Source organism: Streptomyces sp. NPDC050145, assembly GCF_044460245.1.
Taxonomy (GTDB): domain Bacteria; phylum Actinomycetota; class Actinomycetes; order Streptomycetales; family Streptomycetaceae; genus Streptomyces.
Window position 1 is genome coordinate 160,163 of sequence record NZ_JBITJS010000005.1, and the last position, 20,542, is coordinate 180,704.

Annotated in this window: 21 protein-coding genes; 13 read left to right on the plus strand and 8 right to left on the minus strand. The window is 71.2% G+C overall.

Annotation, left to right across the window (positions count from 1 at the left end; genetic code table 11):
• Positions 1 to 251: 251 nt before the first annotated feature.
• On the plus strand, positions 252 to 2,999 hold the full coding sequence (gene aceE / locus ACIBTU_RS12255) for a pyruvate dehydrogenase (acetyl-transferring), homodimeric type (RefSeq protein ID WP_399125964.1): 2,748 nt from the start codon (positions 252 to 254) through the stop codon (positions 2,997 to 2,999).
• Positions 3,000 to 3,133: 134 nt separating this feature from the next.
• Here the strand turns inward: aceE and ACIBTU_RS12260 are convergent, their stop codons facing one another.
• On the minus strand, positions 3,134 to 3,511 hold the full coding sequence (locus tag ACIBTU_RS12260) for a peptidase inhibitor family I36 protein (protein WP_399125965.1): 378 nt from the start codon (positions 3,509 to 3,511) through the stop codon (positions 3,134 to 3,136).
• Between the two features lie 144 nt (positions 3,512 to 3,655).
• The gene (locus ACIBTU_RS12265) at positions 3,656 to 5,272 is read right to left on the minus strand and encodes an MFS transporter (RefSeq protein WP_399125966.1); all 1,617 of its coding nucleotides are present in this window, start codon (positions 5,270 to 5,272) and stop codon (positions 3,656 to 3,658) included.
• A gap of 104 nt (positions 5,273 to 5,376) precedes the next feature.
• Here ACIBTU_RS12265 and ACIBTU_RS12270 point away from each other — a divergent pair, with 104 nt between their 5' ends.
• From ACIBTU_RS12270 to ACIBTU_RS12280, 3 genes are all read left to right on the plus strand, one after another.
• On the plus strand, positions 5,377 to 6,024 hold the full coding sequence (locus ACIBTU_RS12270) for a TetR family transcriptional regulator (protein ID WP_399125967.1): 648 nt from the start codon (positions 5,377 to 5,379) through the stop codon (positions 6,022 to 6,024).
• Positions 6,025 to 6,154: 130 nt separating this feature from the next.
• Positions 6,155 to 7,342, plus strand: a complete 1,188-nt coding sequence (locus ACIBTU_RS12275) for an alpha/beta hydrolase (protein ID WP_399125968.1) — start codon at positions 6,155 to 6,157, stop codon at positions 7,340 to 7,342.
• A 91-nt stretch (positions 7,343 to 7,433) separates the two neighbouring features.
• The gene (locus ACIBTU_RS12280; protein ID WP_188341580.1) at positions 7,434 to 8,291 is read left to right on the plus strand and encodes a DUF4429 domain-containing protein; all 858 of its coding nucleotides are present in this window, start codon (positions 7,434 to 7,436) and stop codon (positions 8,289 to 8,291) included.
• A gap of 6 nt (positions 8,292 to 8,297) precedes the next feature.
• On the opposite strand, the gene ACIBTU_RS12285 is transcribed toward ACIBTU_RS12280, so the two are convergent.
• Positions 8,298 to 8,750 (minus strand): MerR family transcriptional regulator, encoded by a 453-nt coding sequence (locus ACIBTU_RS12285; protein ID WP_399125969.1) that lies wholly within the window; start codon positions 8,748 to 8,750, stop codon positions 8,298 to 8,300.
• A 71-nt stretch (positions 8,751 to 8,821) separates the two neighbouring features.
• Between ACIBTU_RS12285 and ACIBTU_RS12290 the strand changes: the two genes are divergently transcribed.
• Both ACIBTU_RS12290 and ACIBTU_RS12295 read left to right on the plus strand, forming a co-directional pair.
• Positions 8,822 to 9,289 carry a GNAT family N-acetyltransferase gene (locus ACIBTU_RS12290; protein WP_399125970.1) on the plus strand — a complete coding sequence of 156 codons (468 nt, stop codon included), beginning with the start codon at positions 8,822 to 8,824 and terminating at the stop codon, positions 9,287 to 9,289.
• A gap of 10 nt (positions 9,290 to 9,299) precedes the next feature.
• On the plus strand, positions 9,300 to 10,109 hold the full coding sequence (locus ACIBTU_RS12295) for a serine hydrolase domain-containing protein (RefSeq protein WP_399125971.1): 810 nt from the start codon (positions 9,300 to 9,302) through the stop codon (positions 10,107 to 10,109).
• 172 nt (positions 10,110 to 10,281) lie between these two features.
• Here ACIBTU_RS12295 and ACIBTU_RS12300 read toward each other — a convergent pair whose 3' ends face one another.
• Positions 10,282 to 10,938, minus strand: a complete 657-nt coding sequence (locus tag ACIBTU_RS12300; RefSeq protein ID WP_399125972.1) for a pirin family protein — start codon at positions 10,936 to 10,938, stop codon at positions 10,282 to 10,284.
• Positions 10,939 to 11,099: 161 nt separating this feature from the next.
• Here ACIBTU_RS12300 and fasR point away from each other — a divergent pair, with 161 nt between their 5' ends.
• The 5 genes from fasR to ACIBTU_RS12325 all read left to right on the plus strand — a co-directional run bounded on the left by fasR (position 11,100) and on the right by ACIBTU_RS12325 (position 16,009).
• On the plus strand, positions 11,100 to 12,263 hold the full coding sequence (gene fasR, locus ACIBTU_RS12305) for a fatty acid biosynthesis transcriptional regulator FasR (RefSeq protein WP_399125973.1): 1,164 nt from the start codon (positions 11,100 to 11,102) through the stop codon (positions 12,261 to 12,263).
• A 99-nt stretch (positions 12,264 to 12,362) separates the two neighbouring features.
• Entirely contained in the window at positions 12,363 to 13,277 is a 915-nt protein-coding gene (locus ACIBTU_RS12310) for an ACP S-malonyltransferase (RefSeq protein WP_399125974.1), read from the plus strand.
• 18 nt (positions 13,278 to 13,295) lie between these two features.
• Entirely contained in the window at positions 13,296 to 14,327 is a 1,032-nt protein-coding gene (locus tag ACIBTU_RS12315; protein WP_399125975.1) for a ketoacyl-ACP synthase III, read from the plus strand.
• Positions 14,328 to 14,401: 74 nt separating this feature from the next.
• Positions 14,402 to 14,650: an acyl carrier protein gene (locus ACIBTU_RS12320; RefSeq protein ID WP_018530896.1), complete on the plus strand. Its 249-nt coding sequence runs from the start codon at positions 14,402 to 14,404 to the stop codon at positions 14,648 to 14,650.
• Positions 14,651 to 14,737: 87 nt separating this feature from the next.
• Positions 14,738 to 16,009: a beta-ketoacyl-[acyl-carrier-protein] synthase family protein gene (locus tag ACIBTU_RS12325; RefSeq protein ID WP_399125976.1), complete on the plus strand. Its 1,272-nt coding sequence runs from the start codon at positions 14,738 to 14,740 to the stop codon at positions 16,007 to 16,009.
• Positions 16,010 to 16,091: 82 nt separating this feature from the next.
• On the opposite strand, the gene ACIBTU_RS12330 is transcribed toward ACIBTU_RS12325, so the two are convergent.
• On the minus strand, positions 16,092 to 16,586 hold the full coding sequence (locus ACIBTU_RS12330; RefSeq protein WP_399125977.1) for a DUF3145 domain-containing protein: 495 nt from the start codon (positions 16,584 to 16,586) through the stop codon (positions 16,092 to 16,094).
• A 309-nt stretch (positions 16,587 to 16,895) separates the two neighbouring features.
• On the opposite strand from ACIBTU_RS12330, the gene ACIBTU_RS12335 reads away from it, so the two are divergent.
• Both ACIBTU_RS12335 and ACIBTU_RS12340 read left to right on the plus strand, forming a co-directional pair.
• The gene (locus ACIBTU_RS12335) at positions 16,896 to 17,810 is read left to right on the plus strand and encodes an SGNH/GDSL hydrolase family protein (RefSeq protein WP_399125978.1); all 915 of its coding nucleotides are present in this window, start codon (positions 16,896 to 16,898) and stop codon (positions 17,808 to 17,810) included.
• A gap of 30 nt (positions 17,811 to 17,840) precedes the next feature.
• Positions 17,841 to 18,866: an aldose epimerase family protein gene (locus ACIBTU_RS12340; RefSeq protein ID WP_399125979.1), complete on the plus strand. Its 1,026-nt coding sequence runs from the start codon at positions 17,841 to 17,843 to the stop codon at positions 18,864 to 18,866.
• Between the two features lie 15 nt (positions 18,867 to 18,881).
• Here ACIBTU_RS12340 and ACIBTU_RS12345 read toward each other — a convergent pair whose 3' ends face one another.
• The 3 genes from ACIBTU_RS12345 to ACIBTU_RS12355 all read right to left on the minus strand — a co-directional run bounded on the left by ACIBTU_RS12345 (position 18,882) and on the right by ACIBTU_RS12355 (position 20,535).
• Complete coding sequence (locus ACIBTU_RS12345) at positions 18,882 to 19,211, minus strand: YrdB family protein (RefSeq protein ID WP_399125980.1); 330 nt, start codon at positions 19,209 to 19,211, stop codon at positions 18,882 to 18,884.
• On the minus strand, positions 19,208 to 20,050 hold the full coding sequence (locus ACIBTU_RS12350; RefSeq protein ID WP_399125981.1) for an EI24 domain-containing protein: 843 nt from the start codon (positions 20,048 to 20,050) through the stop codon (positions 19,208 to 19,210). The genes ACIBTU_RS12345 and ACIBTU_RS12350 overlap by 4 nt, the downstream gene beginning before the upstream one ends.
• Before the next feature lie 62 nt (positions 20,051 to 20,112).
• A complete protein-coding gene (locus tag ACIBTU_RS12355) occupies positions 20,113 to 20,535 on the minus strand; it encodes an organic hydroperoxide resistance protein (protein ID WP_399125982.1) in 423 nt (140 codons plus the stop codon).
• Positions 20,536 to 20,542 lie beyond the last annotated feature (7 nt).

Sequence of the window (20,542 nt, forward strand, 5' to 3'; positions counted from 1 at the left end):
CGGATCGCGCAAGTACCCGGCCGCCGAGACCGCCTAAACGGTGACGTTCCGGGCCGTCTCACCCCAACCTCAGTCGAGAATCTCCGACGGATCGTGATCTGTGCCACACCAGCTTGAGCGTATCGTTGCGATTTGTTCGCGGCACCGCGAATACCTCGCGGTAGAGATGACGATTCGGTTTCCAAGGTCCACGATGGACTCGGCGCAAACCGACAGTGGAACAGTGGCATCACCGACAGTGAGGGAACAGCGTGGCTTCCGGATCCGATCGCAACCCGATCATCATTGGCGGTCTTCCCAGCCAGGTCCCGGACTTCGATCCAGATGAGACCCAGGAGTGGCTCGACTCCCTGGACGCCGCGGTCGACGAACGCGGCCGGGAGCGGGCACGGTACCTGATGCTCCGGCTGATCGAGCGGGCCCGCGAGAAGCGCGTGGCCGTGCCCGAGATGCGCAGCACGGACTACATCAACACGATCGCGACCAAGGACGAGCCCTACTTCCCCGGCAACGAGGAGATCGAGCGCAAGGTCCTCAACGCGACGCGGTGGAACGCCGCGGTGATGGTGTCGCGTGCGCAGCGCCCGGGGGTGGGCGTCGGTGGCCACATCGCCACCTTCGCGTCCTCGGCCTCCCTGTACGACGTGGGCTTCAACCACTTCTTCCGCGGTAAGGACGAGGGCGACGGCGGCGACCAGGTCTTCTTCCAGGGGCACGCCTCGCCCGGCATCTACGCCCGCGCCTACCTCCTGGACCGGCTCACCGAGGACCAGCTCGACGGCTTCCGCCAGGAGCACTCGAAGGCGCCCAACGGCCTTTCCTCGTACCCGCACCCGCGCCTGATGCCGGACTTCTGGGAGTTCCCGACCGTCTCGATGGGCCTGGGCCCGCTCGGCGCGATCTTCCAGGCCCGGATGAACCGTTACATGGAGGCGCGCGGCATCGCCGAGACCTCCAAGTCGCATGTGTGGGCCTTCCTCGGTGACGGCGAGATGGACGAGCCGGAGTCGCTCGGCCAGCTGTCCATCGCGGCCCGCGAGGGCCTCGACAACCTGACCTTCGTCGTCAACTGCAACCTGCAGCGGCTCGACGGCCCGGTGCGCGGCAACGGCAAGATCATCCAGGAGCTGGAGTCGCAGTTCCGCGGCGCCGGATGGAACGTCATCAAGCTGGTCTGGGACCGCAGTTGGGACCCGCTGCTGGCGCAGGACCGCGACGGCACGCTGGTCAACCGGCTCAACACGACGCCGGACGGCCAGTTCCAGACGTACGCCACGGAGACCGGCTCGTACATCCGCGAGCACTTCTTCGGCGACGACCACCGGCTGCGCGCCATGGTCCAGAACATGAGCGACAAGGAGATCCTGCACCTGGGGCGCGGCGGCCACGACCACCGGAAGATCTTCGCCGCGATGACGGCCGCCAAGGAGCACAAGGGGCAGCCGACGGTCATCCTGGCGCAGACCGTCAAGGGCTGGACGCTCGGCCCGAACTTCGAGGGCCGCAACGCGACGCACCAGATGAAGAAGCTCACGGTCGACGACCTGAAGGGCTTCCGCGACCGGCTGCACCTGCCGATCACCGACAAGCAGCTCGAGGACGGCCTGCCGCCGTACTACCACCCGGGCCGCAAGTCGGAGGAGATCCAGTACATGCACGACCGCCGGCAGTCGCTCGGCGGGTACGTGCCGACGCGTGTCGTGCGGGCGAAGCCGCTCCAGATGCCGGACGACAAGACGTACGCGAACGTGAAGAAGGGCTCGGGCCAGCAGTCCATCGCGACGACCATGGCCTTCGTCCGGCTCCTCAAGGACCTCATGCGGGACAAGGAGATCGGCAAGCGGTTCGTGCTGATCGCGCCCGACGAGTACCGCACGTTCGGCATGGACGCCTTCTTCCCGAGCGCGAAGATCTACAACCCGCTCGGGCAGCAGTACGAGTCCGTGGACCGCGAGCTGCTGCTCGCGTACAAGGAGTCGCCGACCGGGCAGATGCTGCACGACGGCATCTCGGAGGCGGGCTGCACCGCCTCGCTGATCGCGGCGGGCTCGGCCTACGCGACGCACGGCGAGCCGCTGATCCCGGTCTACGTCTTCTACTCGATGTTCGGCTTCCAGCGCACCGGCGACCAGTTCTGGCAGATGGCCGACCAGCTGTCCCGCGGCTTCGTGCTCGGCGCGACGGCCGGCCGCACCACGCTGACCGGTGAGGGCCTCCAGCACGCGGACGGCCACTCCCAGCTGCTCGCCTCGACCAACCCGGCGTGCGTCGCCTACGACCCGGCGTACGGGTACGAGATCGCGCACATCGTCCAGGACGGTCTGCGCCGCATGTACGGGCCGACGGCCGACGGCAAGCCCGGCGAGGACGTCTTCTACTACCTCACCGTCTACAACGAGCCGATCCAGCAGCCCGCCGAGCCGGACGACGTGGACGTCGAGGGCATCCTCAAGGGCATCCACCGCATCAGCGCGGGGACCGCGGGCACGATCCCGGCGCAGATCATGGCCTCCGGTGTCGGCGTGCCGTGGGCCCTGGAGGCGCAGCGGATCCTCGCCGCGGAGTGGAACGTGCGGGCCGACGTGTGGTCCGCGACGTCCTGGAACGAGCTGCGGCGCGAGGCCGTCGAGGTGGAGCGGCACAATCTGCTGCACCCGGAGGAGGAGCAGCGCGTCCCGTACGTCACGCAGAAGCTGTCCGGGGCGCAGGGGCCGTTCGTCGCGGTCTCGGACTGGATGCGGTCGGTGCCGGACCAGATCTCGCGCTGGGTGCCGGGTACGTACCAGTCCCTGGGCGCGGACGGGTTCGGGTTCGCCGACACGCGGGGGGCGGCGCGGCGGTACTTCCACATCGACGCGCAGTCGATCGTGGTGGCGGTGCTCACGGAGCTGGCGCGGGACGGGAAGGTCGACCGGTCTGTGCTGAAGCAGGCCATCGACCGGTATCAGCTGCTGGACGTCGCGGCGGCCGATCCGGGATCGGCCGGTGGTGACGCGTAGGGCTTGACGGGTCGGTGCGGGGAGCTTCGAATTGTCGGCTGCGGGCCGGTGGGGCTTCTCGCGCAGTTCCCCGCGCCCCTGGAGATGCGCACTGCGTGCGCTGTCTCCAGGGGCGCTCGCACGTCGGCGAGACCTCAGCTCTCCCAGATTTTGAAAGCCCGGACTCGGTACGGGCTTTCGGGCTCGTACGTGCCGGTGCCGGGGTAGGTCTGGAACTCGCCCGTCTCGGCGCACTCGGCGGACTGGTACGTGGTCACGGGGCGGCCCGTGCGGTTGGCGAGGGAGGACGCGCTGACGCCCGCCGGCAGCGCGGTGCAGCTCTCGATGTCGGTGCCCGACAGTTCGTAGACGTGCCGGGCGCCCTTGAAGTCCTGCTTCGACCAGAGGCAGAGCTCGCCCTTGGCGCAGGCGCCGAGCGTGGGCGGGGCCGCCGCCGTGGCGAGGCCGGGTGCGAGGGCCGTCGCGGCGAGGGCGAGTGCCGAGACGGTCAGTGCGGTCGTGGATGTACGCATGGGTCAACCCCCGTGGTGTGTTGATCAGTTGCCGGTCCGACTCTTGCGGCCTTGATCGACTTCGGGGAAGGGGGCGGCGGGGCGCGTCACCCGGATAAGCGAAAGCCCCCGGGGAGAACCCCGGGGGCTTGACGCGGGGCACGGTCAGATGTGGGCCGCGCCGGCCCCCGCCTCGGCGTTCTCGCCGCGCTTGGTGAGCAGGGCGACCAGCACCGCGAAGGCGGCGACCGCGGCGGCCACCAGGCAGGCCAGACCCATCCCGGACATGAACGTGTCGTGCGCGACCTGGGTGATCTGCGCGGCGACCGGGGCCGGGGTGCCCGGCGGGACCGGGGCGACGCCGACCTGGACCGCCTCGGAGACCTGGTCGAGCTGGGCGGGCGGGAGCTCGGGGAGCTTGGCCGCCGCCCAGTTGCCCGGGAGGTCGGTGTCGACCTTGGAGGCCATGACCGCGCCGAGGACGGCCGTGCCGAGGCTGCCGCCGATCTGCATCGCGGCCTGCTGGAGTCCGCCGGCGACGCCGGACAGCTCCATCGGGGCGTTGCCCACGATGACCTCGGTGGCGCCGACCATGACCGGGGCGAGGCCGAGGCCGAGCAGGGCGAACCAGATGGACATGACGCCGCTGCCGGTGCCCGGCTCCAGCGTCGACATGCCGTACATGGCGATCGCGGTGAGCGCCATGCCGCCAGCGAGCGGGATGCGCGGGCCGGCCTTGGTGATGAGGGCGCCGGCCAGCGGGGAGCCGACGATCATCATGCCGGTGAGCGGCAGCAGGTGCAGGCCGCTGTCGATCGGGCTCATCCCGTGCACGTTCTGCAGGTAGAACGTCACGAAGAACAGGCCGCCCATGAAGGCGATGGCCATGAGGACCATCAGGACCACACCGGCCGACAGGGCCACCGAGCGGAACAGGCCCAGCGGGATCAGTGGCTCGGAGACGAAGTTCTCCCACACCGCGAACAGCAGGAAGCACAGCGCGGAGCCGGCGATGAACGCCCAGGTCAGGCCGTCGCCCCAGCCCCAGGTCGGGGCCTGGATGAGGGCCCAGACGAGGCAGAACATCGCGCCGGAGAGCAGCACGATGCCGAGGACGTCGAAGGAGCGCGGCGCGTTCTGCGCGCGGTGGTCGAGCAGGATGAACAGGCCGAGGACGAGGGCGATCACGCCGACCGGCACGTTGATGAAGAACACCGACTGCCAGCTGACGTGCTCGACGAGCACACCGCCGAGGATCGGGCCGCCCGCGGTGGAGGCGCCGATGACCATGCCCCAGATGCCGATCGCCATGTTCAGCTTCTCGGCCGGGAACGTGGCGCGCAGCAGGCCGAGCGCGGCGGGCATGAGGAGCGCGCCGAACAGGCCCTGGAAGACGCGGAACGTGATGACGAACGCGATGCTGTCGGACAGCCCGATGGCGCCGGACGCGGCGGCGAAGCCGACCACGCCGATGAGGAAGGTCTGCCGGTGACCGAAGCGGTCGCCGAGCTTGCCCGCGGTGATCAGGGTGACCGCGAGAGCGAGGAAGTAGCCGTTGGTGATCCACTGGACGTCGGCGAAGCTCGCGTCGAGTTTGTCCTGGATGACCGGGTTGGCGATGGCGACGATGGTGCCGTCGAGGGCGACCATCATGACGCCGATCGCGACGGCGAACAGGGTCAGCCAGGGATGCCCCCGCAGCCCCCTGGCCGGTGCGGGGTCCGGCGCCGCGGCGGGTTCCGGTATCCGGTCCGCCTTGTCGATGGTGATCCGACTAGTCATGCGGGACACGCTAGTGACAGCCTCTGACAGTTGACAAAGCATTTCACAAGTCGGTAACTGTCAGGTCGCTCACACTATGCTGAACTGCGAGAACAGCCGGAGAGATGACCAGGGCGGCCGGATTGAACCTGCGTGAACTCAAGAAGGCGCGCACCCGGGACGCGCTGCTGCGGGCCGCGCTCGAGCTCTACACGACCCAGGGGTACGAGCGGACGACGGTCGACGAGATCGCCGAGGCCTGCGAGGTGTCCCAGCGCACCTTCTTCCGCTACTTCGCGAACAAGGAGGAGGCCGCCTTCGCCGTCCAGGAGATGGTGGAGTCCCGCTACGTCGCCGCCCTGCGCGAACGGCCCGCGCACGAGGGCCCCTTGGAGGCCCTGCGCGGCACGGTCCTCGGCACCTGGGACGACCTGAACCGCTCGATCGCGGAGGTCATCCCGGTCGAACTCCACATGCGCGCCTACCGGATGATCGAGTCGACCCCCGCCCTGCTCGCCGCGCATCTGCGCCGCTCCGTCGAGCTGGAGGAGGAGGTGGCGCGGGTGATCGCCGAGCGCGAGGGCCTCGACGTCGACACCGATCCCCGGCCGCGCGTGGCGGTGGCCGCGTTCAGTGGCGTGATGCGGCTCACCGGGCGGCTGTGGGGCGCCGGCGAGGACATGAGCGTGGAGGCGATCAGGGCGCTCACCGAGTCCTGCCTCGACCAGCTCGGTCCCGCGCTCGGCGCGCGATGGCGCGGTGACGACGCGTGACGCGAGAGCCTCACGCAGGGTGAGGCTCTGACAGCAACTACGCCCGGTTTTACCCAAATACACCCCGGGAAACGTGATCTGCCTCACCCGCTGCACGGAGCGCGACGCGCTTCTCCTAGGGTGTCCCGCAGTGACTTCCTTCGACTCCTCCCCCCAACTCAACGTCTGGCGCGCGCTGCTCGCTCTGGCCGTCGTGTTCATCATGCTGGCGACCACCGGCTGGACGGCGGTGCGTCACCACCGGGGAGCCGACTCCCCGCTGCGGACCGCGCTCTCCTCCTGGGAGCACGGCCGGCTGAACGGACACGCCCTGCCCGCGCCCGACGGCTCCCCCACCCGCCTCGCGCACTTCTTCGCCACGCTCACCCCCCACCAGCGCGGCCTGCTCGCCGACCGCTACCCCCTCGCGGTCGGCAACATGAACGGCGCGCCCGTCTCCCTGCGCTACCGCGCCAACCGGATCGCGCTCGACAAGGCGCGCGAGGTCGAGCGCGGCCGCATCCACGACAACCGCCTGTCCGCGGTCGGTCACGCCGACGCCAAGGAGCGCATGAAGCGCTTCGCGCTGCTGTCCCGGCCCGACCGCAAGATCCTCGCCTTCGACCCCATGGGCTCCGGCCGGGTCGCCGAGGTCTTCGGCGACCTCGACACGGCCCGTCGGGTCTCCGTCGTCGTGCCCGGCGTCGACACGACGGTGCTGACCTTCCAGCGCACCGCCCGCAAGTACTCCGCCCCCGTGGGCATGGCCCGCTCGCTGTACGCGGCCGAGCACGAGGCCGACCCCGGGGCGCGGACCGCGGTCATCGCCTGGGCCGACTACACGGCCCCGGCCGGACTCGGCGTCGACGCCGCGACCTCGATGCGGGCGGACGACGGGGCGGTGCGACTCAACGCGATGCTGCGCGGGCTGCCCGGGAGTGCGCCGGTCGCCCTGTACTGCCACAGCTACGGCTCCGTCGTCTGCGGGGTCGCCGCGCACGACCTGCCCTCACGGGTCAGCGACATCGCGGTGGCGGGCAGCCCCGGGATGCGCGCCGCGCACGCCTCGGGGCTCGGCACCAAGGCCCGCGTCTGGGCCACCCGCGACAAGGACGACTGGATCGCGGACGTCCCGAACATGGAGCTCGGCGGCCTCGGCCACGGCGCCGACCCGGTCGCGTCGGGCTTCGGCGCGCGGGTCTTCGCGGCCGGTGACGCCGAGGGGCACACCGGCTACTTCGTGCCCGGCACGGAGAGCCTGCGGAACTTCGCCGAGATCGGGACCGGCGCGTACCGATCGGTGAGCTGTGCCGACGGGAATCAGGGCTGCCGGAAGTGATTTTCCGGTGGCGGCGCCTTCCGACGCGCGTAGAGAGCGGTGGAACAGTGGTCCGACGCGACAGGCGACGGAGGGACGCGTGCCGCATACGATGAGCCGCATGGGTGACGTACTGGCCGGATTTCATGCCGCCTGGGAGTTCGCGTCCGACTCCGTGCTCATCCGCTTCGAACGGGGGATCCGCACGCCGAGGCTGCTCCAGGCACTCGGTGAGCGCCGTATCCCGCTGGAAGCGATCACGGGGGTGACGCTGACGCCGGGCAAGCGCGGCACCGTCGTGCTGCAGGCGGTGCCACGACCTGGCGCCGACCCGCTGATGGACGCGGCGGCCGGGCAGCTCAAGGAGGGGTGCGACCCCTATCGCCTCGTGCTGCCCGCGGAGCGCGAGACGCTCGCCGAGTACTACGCGGACGAGCTGCGGGCCCGGCTCCTCGACGACGGGTCGGCCGCGGCCGACTTCCTGGTCGACCCGCCGAAGGCGCCGCTGCACTTCAAGGCGTACGACGGCAAGGCCACCTTCGACGGTGCGGCGGTGTCGTTCCGCTGGTTCTGGACGGGCGCGTCCTCCGCGAAGTGGAAGGCCGGCGACAAGACCTTCCCGGTCAGTGAGCTGAGCGGGGTCGAGTGGCGCTCCCCCGAGCTGTTCGAGGGGCATCTGCGGCTCGTGCCGCGGGACGCGGGGCTCGACGAGCGGCCCGGGCAGGCCGACCAGGACCCGGCCGCGGTCGTCTTCGGGCTCGGGTACGGGCCGGTGCACGAGTCGCTGCCGTTCGCCGCGTCCGTGCTGGCCGCCGTCCGCTCGGCGAGCCCGTCCGGGGCGCCGCCGGCCCGGCGCGACCCGGCGGACATCGCCGACCGGATCCGGCATCTGGGCGAGCTGCACCAGGCGGGGCTCGTCACCGACGCCGAGTTCTCCTCGAAGAAGGCGGAGCTCCTCGCGGAGCTGTGACCCGCGTCAGCCGTTTCCCTTTCCGTACAGGTCGATCTTGAAGTCGAGGACGGCGAGGGTGTCCCGGAGCTCGGCGATCCGGTTCAGCACGTCGCGGCGGGTCGACTCCAGCAGCTCCCGGCGCTCGTCGAAGGTGTGCTCGCCGAGCCGCACGAGCTCCGCGTACCGGACCATGTGGGCCACCGGCATCCCCGTGAGCCGCAGCTTGCCGACGAAGGCGAGCCAGTCCAGGTCGCGGTTGTTGTAGCGGCGCTGTCCGGTGTGCGAGCGGTCGACGTCGGGCAGCAGCCCGATCCGCTCGTACCAGCGCAGGGTGTGCGCGGTCAGTCCCGTACAGGCGACGACCTCGCTGATGGTGTAGCGGTCCTGGCCGTCGGGCCGCGGATGCCCCTCCGGCGCCGAGGCACAGACGTCGACCTTGGTCTGAGTGGATACGGGCGTGGTCTCCATCACCGTCATGACCCCACGCTAGAACCTTCGAGCGCACTCCAGGCAAGCATCCCGGGACACGCGCCGATACCGTGCCGGTCATGTCTCTCGTCCGCCGCGCCGTCCCCGAGGACGCCGAAGAACTCGTCCGGCTCCGCAAGATCATGCTCGACGCGATGAGCCCGAGCCACGACGTGGGCTGGCAGCCGGCCGCCGTCGCGACCCTGCGCCGCCTTCTCGCCTCCCCCGACGGGGAACTGGCGGCGTTCGTCGTGGACGCGCCGGACGGCTCCGGGACGCTCGCCGCCTGCGCGGCGGGCAGTGTGCACGAGGGCCTGGGCGGTCCCGGGAATCACGCGGGCCTCTCGGGTCACGTCTTCAACGTCTGCACGGACCCCCGGCACCGCCGCCGCGGCTACTCCCGCCACTGCCTGGAAGCGCTGCTCGGCTGGTACCGCGAGCGCGGCGTGCCCCGGATCGACCTGCTCGCGACCGCGTCCGGCGAGCCGCTGTACGCCTCCCTCGGCTTCGAGCGGACCCCCGCACCCGCCATGCGGCTCACGCTCTAGGCTCGTGGGCATGCAGAGCCTTGCCTTGATCGAGAACTGGCCGGTGCCCACCGCCGCCGCGGCCGTCGTCCGTGCCGACGGGACCGTCCTCGGCCGTCACGGTCCGACGGAGCACCGGTTTCCGCTGGCCTCGGTGACCAAGCCGCTCGCCGCCTACGCCGCCCTCGTCGCGTACGAGGAGGGGGCCGTGGAGCTGGACGAGCCGGCCGGGCCCGAGGGGTCGACCGTGCGGCATCTGCTCGCGCACACCAGCGGGCTCGCCTTCGACGAACACCGGGTGACCTCGGCGCCGGGCACCCGGCGGCTGTACTCGAACGCCGGGTTCGAGGTGCTCGGGGACCACATCGCGAAGGCGACCGAGATCCCGTTCGCGGACTATCTGCGGCAGGCCGTGTTCGAGCCGCTGGGGATGAAGGACAGCTCGCTGGAGGGGTCGCCCGCCAAGGACGGCGTCTCGACCGTGGCCGACCTCGTGCGCTTCGCCGCCGAGGTGCAGGCGCCGCGCCTGCTCGACCCGCGCACGGTCGCCGAGGCGATGACCGTGCAGTACCCGGGCACGAAGGGCGTCCTGCCGGGATACGGGCACCAGGACCCCAACGACTGGGGGCTCGGGTTCGAGATCCGGGACCACAAGTCGCCGCACTGGACCGGCGGTTCGTCCTCGCCGCGCACCTTCGGGCACTTCGGCCAGTCCGGCACGTTCCTGTGGGTCGACCCCGCGGCGGGCGCGGCGTGTGTCGCGCTGACGGACCGCGCGTTCGGCCCGTGGGCGGCCGAGGTGTGGCCGCCCTTCACGGACGCGGTGCTCGCCGAGCTCTGAGTCAGGGCGGCTAGGGTCTTTCGTTTGGATCTGGCTGGATCAGGGAGCGGGGCGTGGTGCGTGCAGCTGCAAGGCGGAGGAGGGAGTCGACGCGGAGCGTCGGCGAGTGACGACAACGCCGCAGATGTGCGTGCCACGCCCCGCGAGCCCAGCCTGATCCAAACGAAAGACCCTAGGTCATCTCCCAGACCAGCAGCTGCGCCGGCGTCGTCGCGAGTACCTCCGGGCCGTTCTCGTCCGTGAGGCGCGCGGCGTCGCCCGGCGCCAACTCCGCGTCCCCGAGCACCACTTCGCCGTCCACCACGTGGACGTAGACGTACGGGGCGGCGGGCAGCCGGGTCCGCTCGCCCGCGGCCAGACGGCGCACGTGCAGCAGCGCGCCCGCCTCCGGCACGTCGTACGGGGTGGAGTCGGCGATGCCGCGCACCACCTCGTAGCGGGGCTCGCCGCCGGGGTCGCGGGGCGCCAGCCACATCTGCAGGAAGGTGAGGGGCGCCGTGGTCGAGTCGTTGCGCTCGACGTGCCGGACGCCGCCGCCGGAGCTGAGGTGCTGCACGTCGCCGGGCCGCACGACCGTCTCGTGGCCCGCCGAGTCGCGGTGGGTGAGCTCGCCGCGCACGACCCAGGTGACGATCTCGGTGTGGCTGTGCGGGTGCTCGGAGAAACCGGCACCGGGTCCGAGCCGCTCCTCGTTGCAGGCCAGGATCGCGCCGAAGCGCAGATTGTCCGGGTCGTAGTGCGGGCCGAAGGAGAACGCGTGGCGGGACTCGATTCCGGCCTCGGGCTCGCCTCCCGGGTAGCGCTCGCCCGCCCTGCGTATGTCTCTCACGCCTCCACGGTAGCCCGGCGCCCGCGGCCCGTAGCGAAGTCCGGCAGGACCCGCCACTCCGCCGGGCCGCCCTGATAAGGCAGTCTTGTCCCGTGCCCCAATCGGAATCAGCGCAGCCCTCATCGAACGAACCGGCGGACCATCACCCGGCAGCCCCTGCGGTGCCTCACTCGCACGAGGCCACCCTGAAGCGTCTGGAGAGGTCGTCCGGAGCGCTCGCCGCGCAGGCGATCACGCGCATGGACGAGATGCTGCCCTGGTACCGGGCCATGCCGCCGGAGAACCGGTCGTGGATCGGTCTGGTCGCCCAGGCCGGTATCGCCGCGTTCACCGAGTGGTTCCGGCACCCGGACGCCCCGCAGGCCATCTCGACCGACGTGTTCGGCACGGCGCCGCGCGAGCTGACCCGGGCGATCACCCTGCGCCAGACCGTGGAGATGGTGCGCACCACCATCGAGGTCATGGAGTCGGCCATCGACGAGGTGGCCGCGCCGGGCGACGAGAGCGTGCTGCGCGAGGCGCTGCTCGTCTACGCGCGCGAGATCGCGTTCGCGACCGCCCAGGTGTACGCGCAGGCGGCGGAGGCCCGGGGCGCGTGGGACGCGCGCCTGGAGTCCCTCGTGGTGAACGCGGTGCTGTCCGGCGAGGCCGACGAGGGCGCCGTCAGCCGCGCCGCGGCGCTCGGCTGGAACTCCCCGGAGCACGTGTGCGTCATCCTCGGCACCGCCCCCGACGGGGACAGTGAGCTGACCGTGGAGGCGATCCGGCGGGCCTCCCGGCACGCGAAGCTGCAGGTCCTGACCGGGGTGCTCGGCGACCGGCTCGTCGTCATCGCGGGGGGCAGCGACAATCCGCTGGCCGTCGCCAAGTCACTGATCGGCCCGTTCGCGGCCGGCGCGGTGGTCGCCGGGCCCGTGGTGCCCGACCTGCTGGCGGCCACCCGGTCCGCGCAGGCCGCGGCCGCCGGCCTCAAGGCGTGCGGGGCCTGGCAGGACGCGCCGAGGCCGGTCCTCGCGGACGATCTGCTGCCGGAGCGCGCGATCGCCGGAGACCCGGCGGCGCGCGAGCAACTGGTGGAGGAGATCTACAGACCGCTGGAGGAGGCGGGCTCGGCGCTCCTGGAGACGCTCAGCGTCTATCTGGAACAGGCGAGCAGTCTGGAGGGCGCGGCGCGGATGCTGTTCGTGCACCCCAACACCGTTCGCTACCGGCTCCGACGTGTGACCGACGTCACCGGGTGGTCGCCCTCGGACGTCCGCTCGGCGTTCACCCTGCGCATCGCGCTGATTCTCGGACGGCTCGCCGACGCCGAACCTCAGTCGTAGTCAGGCACGGCCGTTTGTCGGGGGTCTACAATTCCCCCTTCGGTTCTTCGTCCCTGTCCCCACGGGCGGCCCGACCCGTCCCCAAGAGAGAGTGTGAGAGTGCTCGTACTCGTCGCTCCCGGCCAAGGCGCTCAGACGCCCGGCTTCCTGACACCCTGGCTCGACCTCCCCGGCGCAGCGGACCGCGTCGCGGCGTGGTCCGACGCCATCGGACTCGACCTCGCCCACTACGGCACGCAGGCCGACGCGGACGCGATCCGTGACACGGCCGTCGCCCAGCCGCTGCTCGTCGCGGCCGGAATCCTCTCGGCGTCCGCGCTCGGCGATGTGACGCCCGGCGCCGTCGCCGGTCACAGCGTCGGTGAGTTCACCGCCGCCGCGTTCGCCGGTGTCCTCGACGACACGGCCGCGCTGAAGCTCGTGCGCTCGCGCGGTCTGGCAATGGCCGAGGCCGCCGCGATCACCGAGACGGGCATGTCGGCGCTGCTCGGCGGCGACCCCGAGGTGACCGTCCCGCATCTGGAGAAGCTGGGCCTGACCGCGGCGAACGTGAACGGCGCGGGCCAGATCGTGGCCGCCGGCACGCTGGAGCAGCTGGCCGCGCTCGCCGAGGACAAGCCCGAGGGTGTGCGCCGCGTGGTGCCGCTGAAGGTGGCCGGCGCGTTCCACACCGAGCACATGGCCCCGGCCGTGGCGACGCTGGAGGAGGCCGCCAAGGCGCTGGCCCCGGCCGACCCCACGGTCACGTACGTGTCGAACAAGGACGGCAAGGCCGTCGCGACCGGCGCCGAGGTCGTGTCCCGGCTCGTCGGCCAGGTCGCGAACCCGGTCCGCTGGGACCTGTGCATGGAGACGTTCCAGGAGCTCGGCGTCACGGCGCTGATCGAGGTGTGCCCCGGTGGCACGCTCACCGGCATCGCCAAGCGCGCCCTGCCCGGCGTGAAGACCCTCGCCCTGAAGACCCCCGACGACCTCGACGCGGCCCGCGCCCTGATCGCCGACGTGACGGCCTGAGAAGGAGATCCGAGCAGCATGGCGAAGATCAAGCCCAGCAAGGGCGCTCCGTACGCGCGGATCCTCGGCGTCGGCGGTTACCGCCCGACGCGGGTCGTGCCCAACGAGGTGATCCTCGAGAAGATCGACTCGTCCGACGAGTGGATCCGTTCGCGCTCCGGCATCTCCACGCGGCACTGGGCGAACGACGAAGAGACCGTCTCGATGATGTCGGTCGAGGCGTCCGGCAAGGCCATCGCCGACGCGGGCATCCGCCCCGAGCAGATCGGCGCCGTGGTCGTCTCGACGGTGTCGCACTTCGCGCAGACCCCGGCCATCGCGACGGAGATCGCGGACAAGCTGGGCACGCAGAAGGCCGCCGCGTTCGACATCTCCGCGGGCTGTGCCGGTTTCGGCTACGGCCTGACGCTCGCCAAGGGCATGATCGTCGAGGGCTCGGCGGAGTACGTCCTGGTCATCGGTGTGGAGCGGCTCTCGGACCTGACCGACCTGGAGGACCGCGCGACGGCCTTCCTGTTCGGTGACGGCGCCGGTGCCGTGATCGTCGGCCCCGCCGACGAGCCCGCGATCGGCCCCACCGTGTGGGGTTCCGAGGGCGACAAGGCCGCCACGATCAAGCAGACGCTGCCGTGGGACAAGTTCCGCGTCGGCGACGTCGCGCAGCTGCCCCTCGACGAGTCGGGCAACGTCAAGTTCCCTGCGATCACGCAGGAGGGCCAGGCGGTCTTCCGCTGGGCCGTGTTCGAGATGGCGAAGGTCGCCCAGCAGGCGCTGGACGCGGCCGGAATCACCCCGGACGACCTGGATGTCTTCATTCCTCACCAGGCCAACGAGCGGATCATCGACTCGATGGTGAAGACTCTCAAGCTGCCGGAGCACGTCACGGTCGCCCGCGACGTGCGCACCACCGGCAACACCTCGGCCGCCTCGATCCCGCTCGCTATGGAGCGGCTCCTGGCGACCGGCGAGGCGAAGAGCGGCGACACCGCGCTCGTCATCGGCTTCGGGGCGGGTCTCGTGTACGCCGCCACGGTCGTTACCCTCCCCTAGGTGTCCCGTACCGGATCATCAGGTCCGGACGGCACACCGCCCCACCTCTGGATACACACCGAAGGAGCGCCATCATGGCCGCCACTCAGGAAGAGATCGTCGCGGGTCTCGCCGAGATCGTGAACGAGATCGCCGGCATCCCCACCGAGGACGTCCAGCTGGACAAGTCCTTCACGGACGACCTGGACGTCGACTCGCTGTCCATGGTCGAGGTCGTCGTCGCCGCCGAAGAGCGCTTCGACGTCAAGATCCCGGACGACGACGTCAAGAACCTCAAGACCGTCGGCGACGCCACGAAGTACATCCTCGACCACCAGGCCTGAGCCCAGCTCTAGACCTTGAGGTCGGTCGCTCCGCCACCCGGCGGTGGCGCCGCTGAATCCCTCGTATCTGTTGGAGAAAGAATTCCTGTGAGCTCGACCAATCGCACCGTGGTCGTCACCGGTATCGGCGCAACCACACCGCTGGGTGGCGACGCGACGTCCACCTGGGAGGGCCTGGTCGCCGGACGTTCCGGCGTCAAGCCCCTCGAACAGGAGTGGGCCGCCGAGCAGGCGGTCCGCATCGCGGCTCCGGTCGCCGTGGAGCCGGGCGAGGTCATCCCCCGCCCCCAGGCCCGCAAGCTGGATCGTTCCGCCCAGTTCGCTCTGATCGCCGCCAAGGAGGCGTGGGCCGACGCCGGCTTCACCGCCAAGGCCGGCGAGGACGAGAGCGTGGACCCCGACCGTCTGGGCGCCGTCATCGCGTCCGGCATCGGCGGCGTGACCACGCTGCTCGACCAGTACGACGTGCTGAAGGAGAAGGGCGTCCGCCGCGTCTCCCCGCACACCGTTCCGATGCTGATGCCCAACGGCCCGTCGGCCAACGTGGGCCTGGCCGTGAACGCCCGCGCGGGTGTCCACACGCCGGTCTCCGCCTGTGCGTCGGGCGCCGAGGCCATCGGCTACGGCATCGAGATGATCCGCACCGGCCGCGCCGACGTCGTCGTCTGCGGTGGCACGGAGGCGGCCATCCACCCGCTCCCCATCGCCGCGTTCGGCAACATGATGGCGATGTCGAAGAACAACGACGACCCGCAGGGTGCCTCGCGCCCCTACGACACCGCCCGGGACGGCTTCGTCCTCGGTGAGGGTGCCGGTGTCATCGTCCTGGAGTCCGCCGAGCACGCCGCCGCGCGTGGCGCCCGCGTCTACGCGGAGGCGGTCGGCCAGGGCATCTCGGCCGACAGCCACGACATCGTGCAGCCGGAGCCGGAGGGCCGCGGTATCGCGCAGGCCCTGCAGAACCTGCTGGACAACACCGACCTGAACCCGGCCGAGATCGTGCACGTGAACGCGCACGCGACCTCGACGCCGGCCGGTGACGTGGCCGAGCTGAAGGCGCTGCGCAAGGTCTTCGGCGACGACACGGACCACTTCGCGGTCTCCGCGACGAAGTCGATGACCGGGCATCTGCTCGGCGGCGCCGGCGGCATCGAGTCCGTCGCGTCGGTCCTCGCCCTGTACCACCGGGTGGCTCCGCCGACGATCAACGTGGAGAACCTGGACCCCGAGGCCGCGGCCGCGGCGGACATCGTCCGCGGAGAGGCGCGCAAGCTGCCGGTCGAGGGCCGGATCGCCGCGCTGAACGACTCGTTCGGCTTCGGCGGACACAACGTGGTGCTGGCCTTCAGGTCCGTCTGACCTGACGCTCAGCTGTGAAGGGGCCCGCCGGGATTCGATCCCGGCGGGCCCCTTCACGTGCGTACGCATCCTGAACGACTGCCTAGACGACCTGGTGGAGCCATCTCACCGGGGCGCCCTCGCCCGCGTAGCGGAAGGGTTCCAGTTCGTCGTCCCAGGGCTTGCCGAGGAGGCGGGCGACCTCGGACTCCAGGTCGGTCTCGCCGCGCTGGGAGCGGGTCAGGGCGGCGCGCAGACGGTCCTCCGGGATCAGGATGTCGCCGTGCACGCCGGTGACCGCGTGGAAGATGCCGAGTTCGGGCGTGGCGCTGTAGCGCTCGCCCTCGGCCGCCGCGCAGGGCTCGGCCGTGACCTCGAAGCGCAGCAGCTGCCAGCCGCGCAGCGCGGAGGCCAGTTTGGCGGCGCTGCCGGCCTCGCCCCGCCAGGAGAACTCGGATCTCCAGGTGCCGGGGGCCGCGGGCTGTCTGATCCAGTCGAGACTGACGCGCGCACCGAGCACGCCCGCGACCGCCCACTCGACATGCGGGCACAGCGCGCGTGGCGCGGAGTGCACGTAGAGAACTCCACGTGTCGTCACCGGGACCTCCCGTGTCGACCGGATCGAAAAGACTCCGACAAAAAGGGACAAATTTAACGTGTTGTAATTTAGCGGAACCGGTACAGCGAGATCTCACCAGGTCGACCGGGGACCCCGGGGCGAGGCTATCGCGGAGCGGTGCAAGGAGTGTGTCGTACTGTCGGTCCCGGGGCGCGCAAACTCCGACCTTTCACCCGGCGGGGCGCAACCCAGGCCCCGCGTACGGCGTCAGACGGGGCGGCAGGGTGTACGGACGGCGGACGAAGCTTGACGACGGCGATTGACGGCGACGGACGGAGAGGACCACGGATGCGGACGCGGAGTCACCGGGCGGTGGCCGGTGTGGTGGCGGGCGTCCTCGGTCTCTCGGCGCTGACGGCCTGTTCGGGTTCGGCCGACACCTCGCAGGGCGCGCGCGGCACCCGCTCCTCGCCCTCGCCGTCCCCCTCGCCCACGCCGGCCTGGGACACGAGCCCGGAGTCGGTCGCCGCGGTGGGCGACTCGATCACGCGCGGCTTCGACGCGTGCAGCGTGCTGTCGGACTGCCCCGAGGTGTCGTGGGCGACGGGTTCGGACGCGCAGGTGCGCAGTCTGGCCGTACGACTCCTGGGCACGAGCCGGGCGCGGACGCACAGTTGGAACTACGCGCGGACCGGTGCCCGGATGGAGGATCTGCCGGCGCAGATGGCGCGGGCGGGGGCCCGCACGCCGGAGCTGGTGACGGTGATGGCGGGGTCCAACGACGCGTGCCGGCCGACCGCCACGTCGATGACGCCGGTCAGCGCGTTCCGGGACGACTTCGAGAAGTCGCTGCGGCGGCTGCGCGAGGCGGCGCCGAAGGCACAGGTCTACGTGATGAGTGTGCCGGACCTGAAGCGGCTGTGGTCCGAGGGCCGCGCCAGCGATCTGGGCAAGCAGGTGTGGAAGCTCGGGATCTGTTCGTCGATGCTGGCCGATCCGGACGCCCTGGACTCGGTCGCGGGGGCGCGGCGGGACCGGGTGCAGGAGCGGGTGATCGCGTACAACGAGGTGCTCGAGGACGTGTGCGCGAAGGACGAGCGGTGCCGGTACGACGGCGGCGCGGTCTTCGACTACCGGTTCGGGCAGCGGCAGTTGAGCCACTGGGACTGGTTCCATCCGAGCCGGGACGGACAGGCGCGGCTCGCGGCGCTCGCGTACCGCGGGGTGACGGATCGGAACCCGGTGCGCACACCCGGGGCCTGAGGGGGCGGGGCCCGGCGTAGGGTCCCGATCATGCGCAGCGAACTCTTCGGCACGCTTTCCGGCACACCTTCCGACACGGGCGAACACGGTCCGCAGGATGTCCACCGCTGGGTCCTCGAACGCGACGGGGTGCGGGTGCGCGTCCTGACGTACGGCGGGATCGTGCAATCGGTGGAGGTGCCCGACCGGGCGGGCGCGCCGGCCGACGTGGTGCTCGGGTTCCCGGACCTGGACGGGTATCTGGCGCACACGGGGCCGTACTTCGGGGCGCTGGTCGGCCGGTACGCGAACCGGATCGCCGAGGGCCGCTTCACCCTGGACGGCCGCACGTACCCGCTGGCGCGGAACAACGGGCCCAACTCCCTGCACGGGGGCGAGCGCGGCTTCGACAAGCGGGTGTGGGCGGCGGAGGCCGTCGGGCCGCACGCGGTGCGCCTGAGCCGGGTGTCACCGGACGGCGAGGAGGGCTTCCCGGGGCGCCTGGAGGTCTCGGCGACGTACGCGCTGGAGCCGGGTGGGGCGTTGAGCATCGCGTACGAGGCGGTCACCGACGCGCCGACGGTGGTGAACCTGACCAACCACACGTACTGGAACCTGGGCGGTACGGACGAGAAGGCGGGGAGTGCGGCCGGGCACGCGGTGCGGATCGACGGCGGGTGGGTGACCGTGGCGGACGGCGATCTCGTGCCGACCGGCGAGCTGCTCGACGTGACCGGGACCCGCTTCGACTTCCGCGCGGCGCGGGCGGCCGGGCCCGGGTACGACCACAACTACGTACTGGACAAGGGCGTCACGGCCGAGGCGGTGGAGGTCGCCGGGCTGCACGACCCGGTGTCGGGGCGGACGCTGAGCGTCGCGACGACCGAGCCGGGGCTGCAGCTCTACACGGCGGATCATTTCGACGCGGCGCTGCCGTTCGAGCCGGGAGCCGGGATCGCGCTGGAGACCCAGCACTTCCCCGACTCGCCCAACCGGCCGGAGTTCCCGTCCACGGTGCTGCGGCCCGGCGAGGTGTTCCGCTCGCGGACGGTCTACACGTTCGGCACGGACGCCTGACGCCTGAGCTTCTTCCTACTGGTCCCAGGCCGCGGCCAGTGCCTTGCTCAGGGCGCAGACGGCGGCGAACAGGGCCGCCCAGGCGTACGCGCCGGGCAGGGCGAGGGCGGCGACTCCGGCGCCGAACCAGGCCAGTTCGAAGGCCACGCGTGCGGATCCGCGGGTCTTCCAGCGGGCCTTCGGGGAGCCGAAGAGAGACCAGGTGGCGATCATCACCGCAAGGCCCAGGAGGCCGTAGAGCCAGGCCAGGGGGGTGGAGACGTCCCGGGTGAAGCCGTAGGCGCCCACCGCGCCGAGGGCGATCAGCTCGACGGCGAAGAGGACGGCGAGGTTCGCTGTCTTCATCGCGGGGTGCTGCCGTCGGCCGTGTACGGGTTCGCCGCCAGGTGCGGGTGCTGGTGCGGGTGGGCGGCGGCGGGGCGCACTCCCGGCGCCGCGCTGTCGTCGGGCGGGGATTCCAGGTCGCGGACCATCAGCGTGGCCCCGGCCACCGCGCCCGGCATCAGGAAGACCGCGACGAACGGGATCAGGAAGGCCACCGCCAGGGGCGTGCCGAAGCCCCAGACGAGGGACTTGCGGGAGCGCAACAGGGCGAGGCGGTCACGGAGTTGGACCTCGCGGCGCTGGAGGGCCACCGCCGTCAGTTCCTCCGTCAGGAAGAAGCCCGTGACGAAGAAGCCGATGACGGGGACGACCGTCTGGCCGACGAAGGGGAGGAAGCCGCAGGCGAAGAGGAGCACGCCCCACAGGCCCGCGCGGAGCAGGACCCGGAGGCTGTCACGCGCCGAGATCCACAGCTCGCGCCAGAGCGGCAGGCCGGACTCGGGGGCGTGGCCGCCCTCGGCGAGGTCGACCTGCTCGGAGAGGGACTCGTAGAAGGGCTGGCCGATCAGGAGCGTGACCGCGGTGAAGGTCAGCACCGACAGGAGCAGCGCGAGGGCGAAGAGGACGACGGTGAGGAAGCCGCGGAAGAGGCCGAGCCACGGGGAGGACCAGTCGTCGGCGAACGGGGTGGCCCACCCGACGAAGTCGGCGCCCCAGACGGCGAGGCAGACCAGCGCCGCCGCGTACAGGACCAGGGTGATCAGACCCGGCAGCAGGCTCCAGCCGTACTGCTTGCCGTGCTGGGCAACCCATCGTTGCCCCTTCATCAGATAGCCGAAGCCCGCCCCGAGATCACGCATGGCGCACACCTTACGGGACGGGTCCGACAGCCTCCGCGGGCCCGTGCGGGCCCGTGTGCGGGTCAGGCGGAGAGCGTCACCGTGATGTTGCCGCGGGTCGCCTTGGAGTACGGGCAGACCTGGTGGGCCTTCTCGACGAGGTCCTTGGCGGTGGCCGCGTCCACGTTCGGGATCGACGCCTTGATGTCGACGATGATGCCGAAGCCCTCGTCGTTCTTGCCGATGCCGACGTGGGCGGTGACGGTCGAGCCGGACACGTCGGCGTTCTCCTGGCGGCCGACGACCGCGAGGGCGCCCTGGAAGCAGGCGCTGTAGCCGGCGGCGAAGAGCTGCTCCGGGTTGGTGCCCTCGCCCGAGCCGCCCTGCTCCTTCGGCGGGTTCACGACGACGTCGAGCTTGCCGTCGTGGGTGGCGACGCGGCCGTCGCGGCCGTTCTCGGCGGTGGCTACGGCGGTGTAGACGACGTCGGACTGCGTGATGGCCATGCCCGTA

Bases quoted from the DNA above. Each gene is read 5' to 3' on its own strand.
- ACIBTU_RS12315 (WP_399125975.1), top strand. From the start codon at position 13,296: ATGGCGAAGATCAAGCCCAGCAAGGGCGCTCCGTACGCGCGGATCCTC.
- ACIBTU_RS12340 (WP_399125979.1), top strand. From the start codon at position 17,841: ATGCGCAGCGAACTCTTCGGCACGCTTTCCGGCACACCTTCCGACACG.
- ACIBTU_RS12285 (WP_399125969.1), bottom strand. From the start codon at position 8,750: ATGACGGTGATGGAGACCACGCCCGTATCCACTCAGACCAAGGTCGAC.
- ACIBTU_RS12350 (WP_399125981.1), bottom strand. From the start codon at position 20,050: ATGCGTGATCTCGGGGCGGGCTTCGGCTATCTGATGAAGGGGCAACGA.
- ACIBTU_RS12290 (WP_399125970.1), top strand. From the start codon at position 8,822: ATGTCTCTCGTCCGCCGCGCCGTCCCCGAGGACGCCGAAGAACTCGTC.
- ACIBTU_RS12265 (WP_399125966.1), bottom strand. From the start codon at position 5,272: ATGACTAGTCGGATCACCATCGACAAGGCGGACCGGATACCGGAACCC.
- ACIBTU_RS12335 (WP_399125978.1), top strand. From the start codon at position 16,896: ATGCGGACGCGGAGTCACCGGGCGGTGGCCGGTGTGGTGGCGGGCGTC.
- ACIBTU_RS12320 (WP_018530896.1), top strand. From the start codon at position 14,402: ATGGCCGCCACTCAGGAAGAGATCGTCGCGGGTCTCGCCGAGATCGTG.
- ACIBTU_RS12260 (WP_399125965.1), bottom strand. From the start codon at position 3,511: ATGCGTACATCCACGACCGCACTGACCGTCTCGGCACTCGCCCTCGCC.
- ACIBTU_RS12295 (WP_399125971.1), top strand. From the start codon at position 9,300: ATGCAGAGCCTTGCCTTGATCGAGAACTGGCCGGTGCCCACCGCCGCC.
- ACIBTU_RS12280 (WP_188341580.1), top strand. From the start codon at position 7,434: ATGAGCCGCATGGGTGACGTACTGGCCGGATTTCATGCCGCCTGGGAG.
- ACIBTU_RS12270 (WP_399125967.1), top strand. From the start codon at position 5,377: ATGACCAGGGCGGCCGGATTGAACCTGCGTGAACTCAAGAAGGCGCGC.
- ACIBTU_RS12355 (WP_399125982.1), bottom strand. From the start codon at position 20,535: ATGGCCATCACGCAGTCCGACGTCGTCTACACCGCCGTAGCCACCGCC.
- ACIBTU_RS12345 (WP_399125980.1), bottom strand. From the start codon at position 19,211: ATGAAGACAGCGAACCTCGCCGTCCTCTTCGCCGTCGAGCTGATCGCC.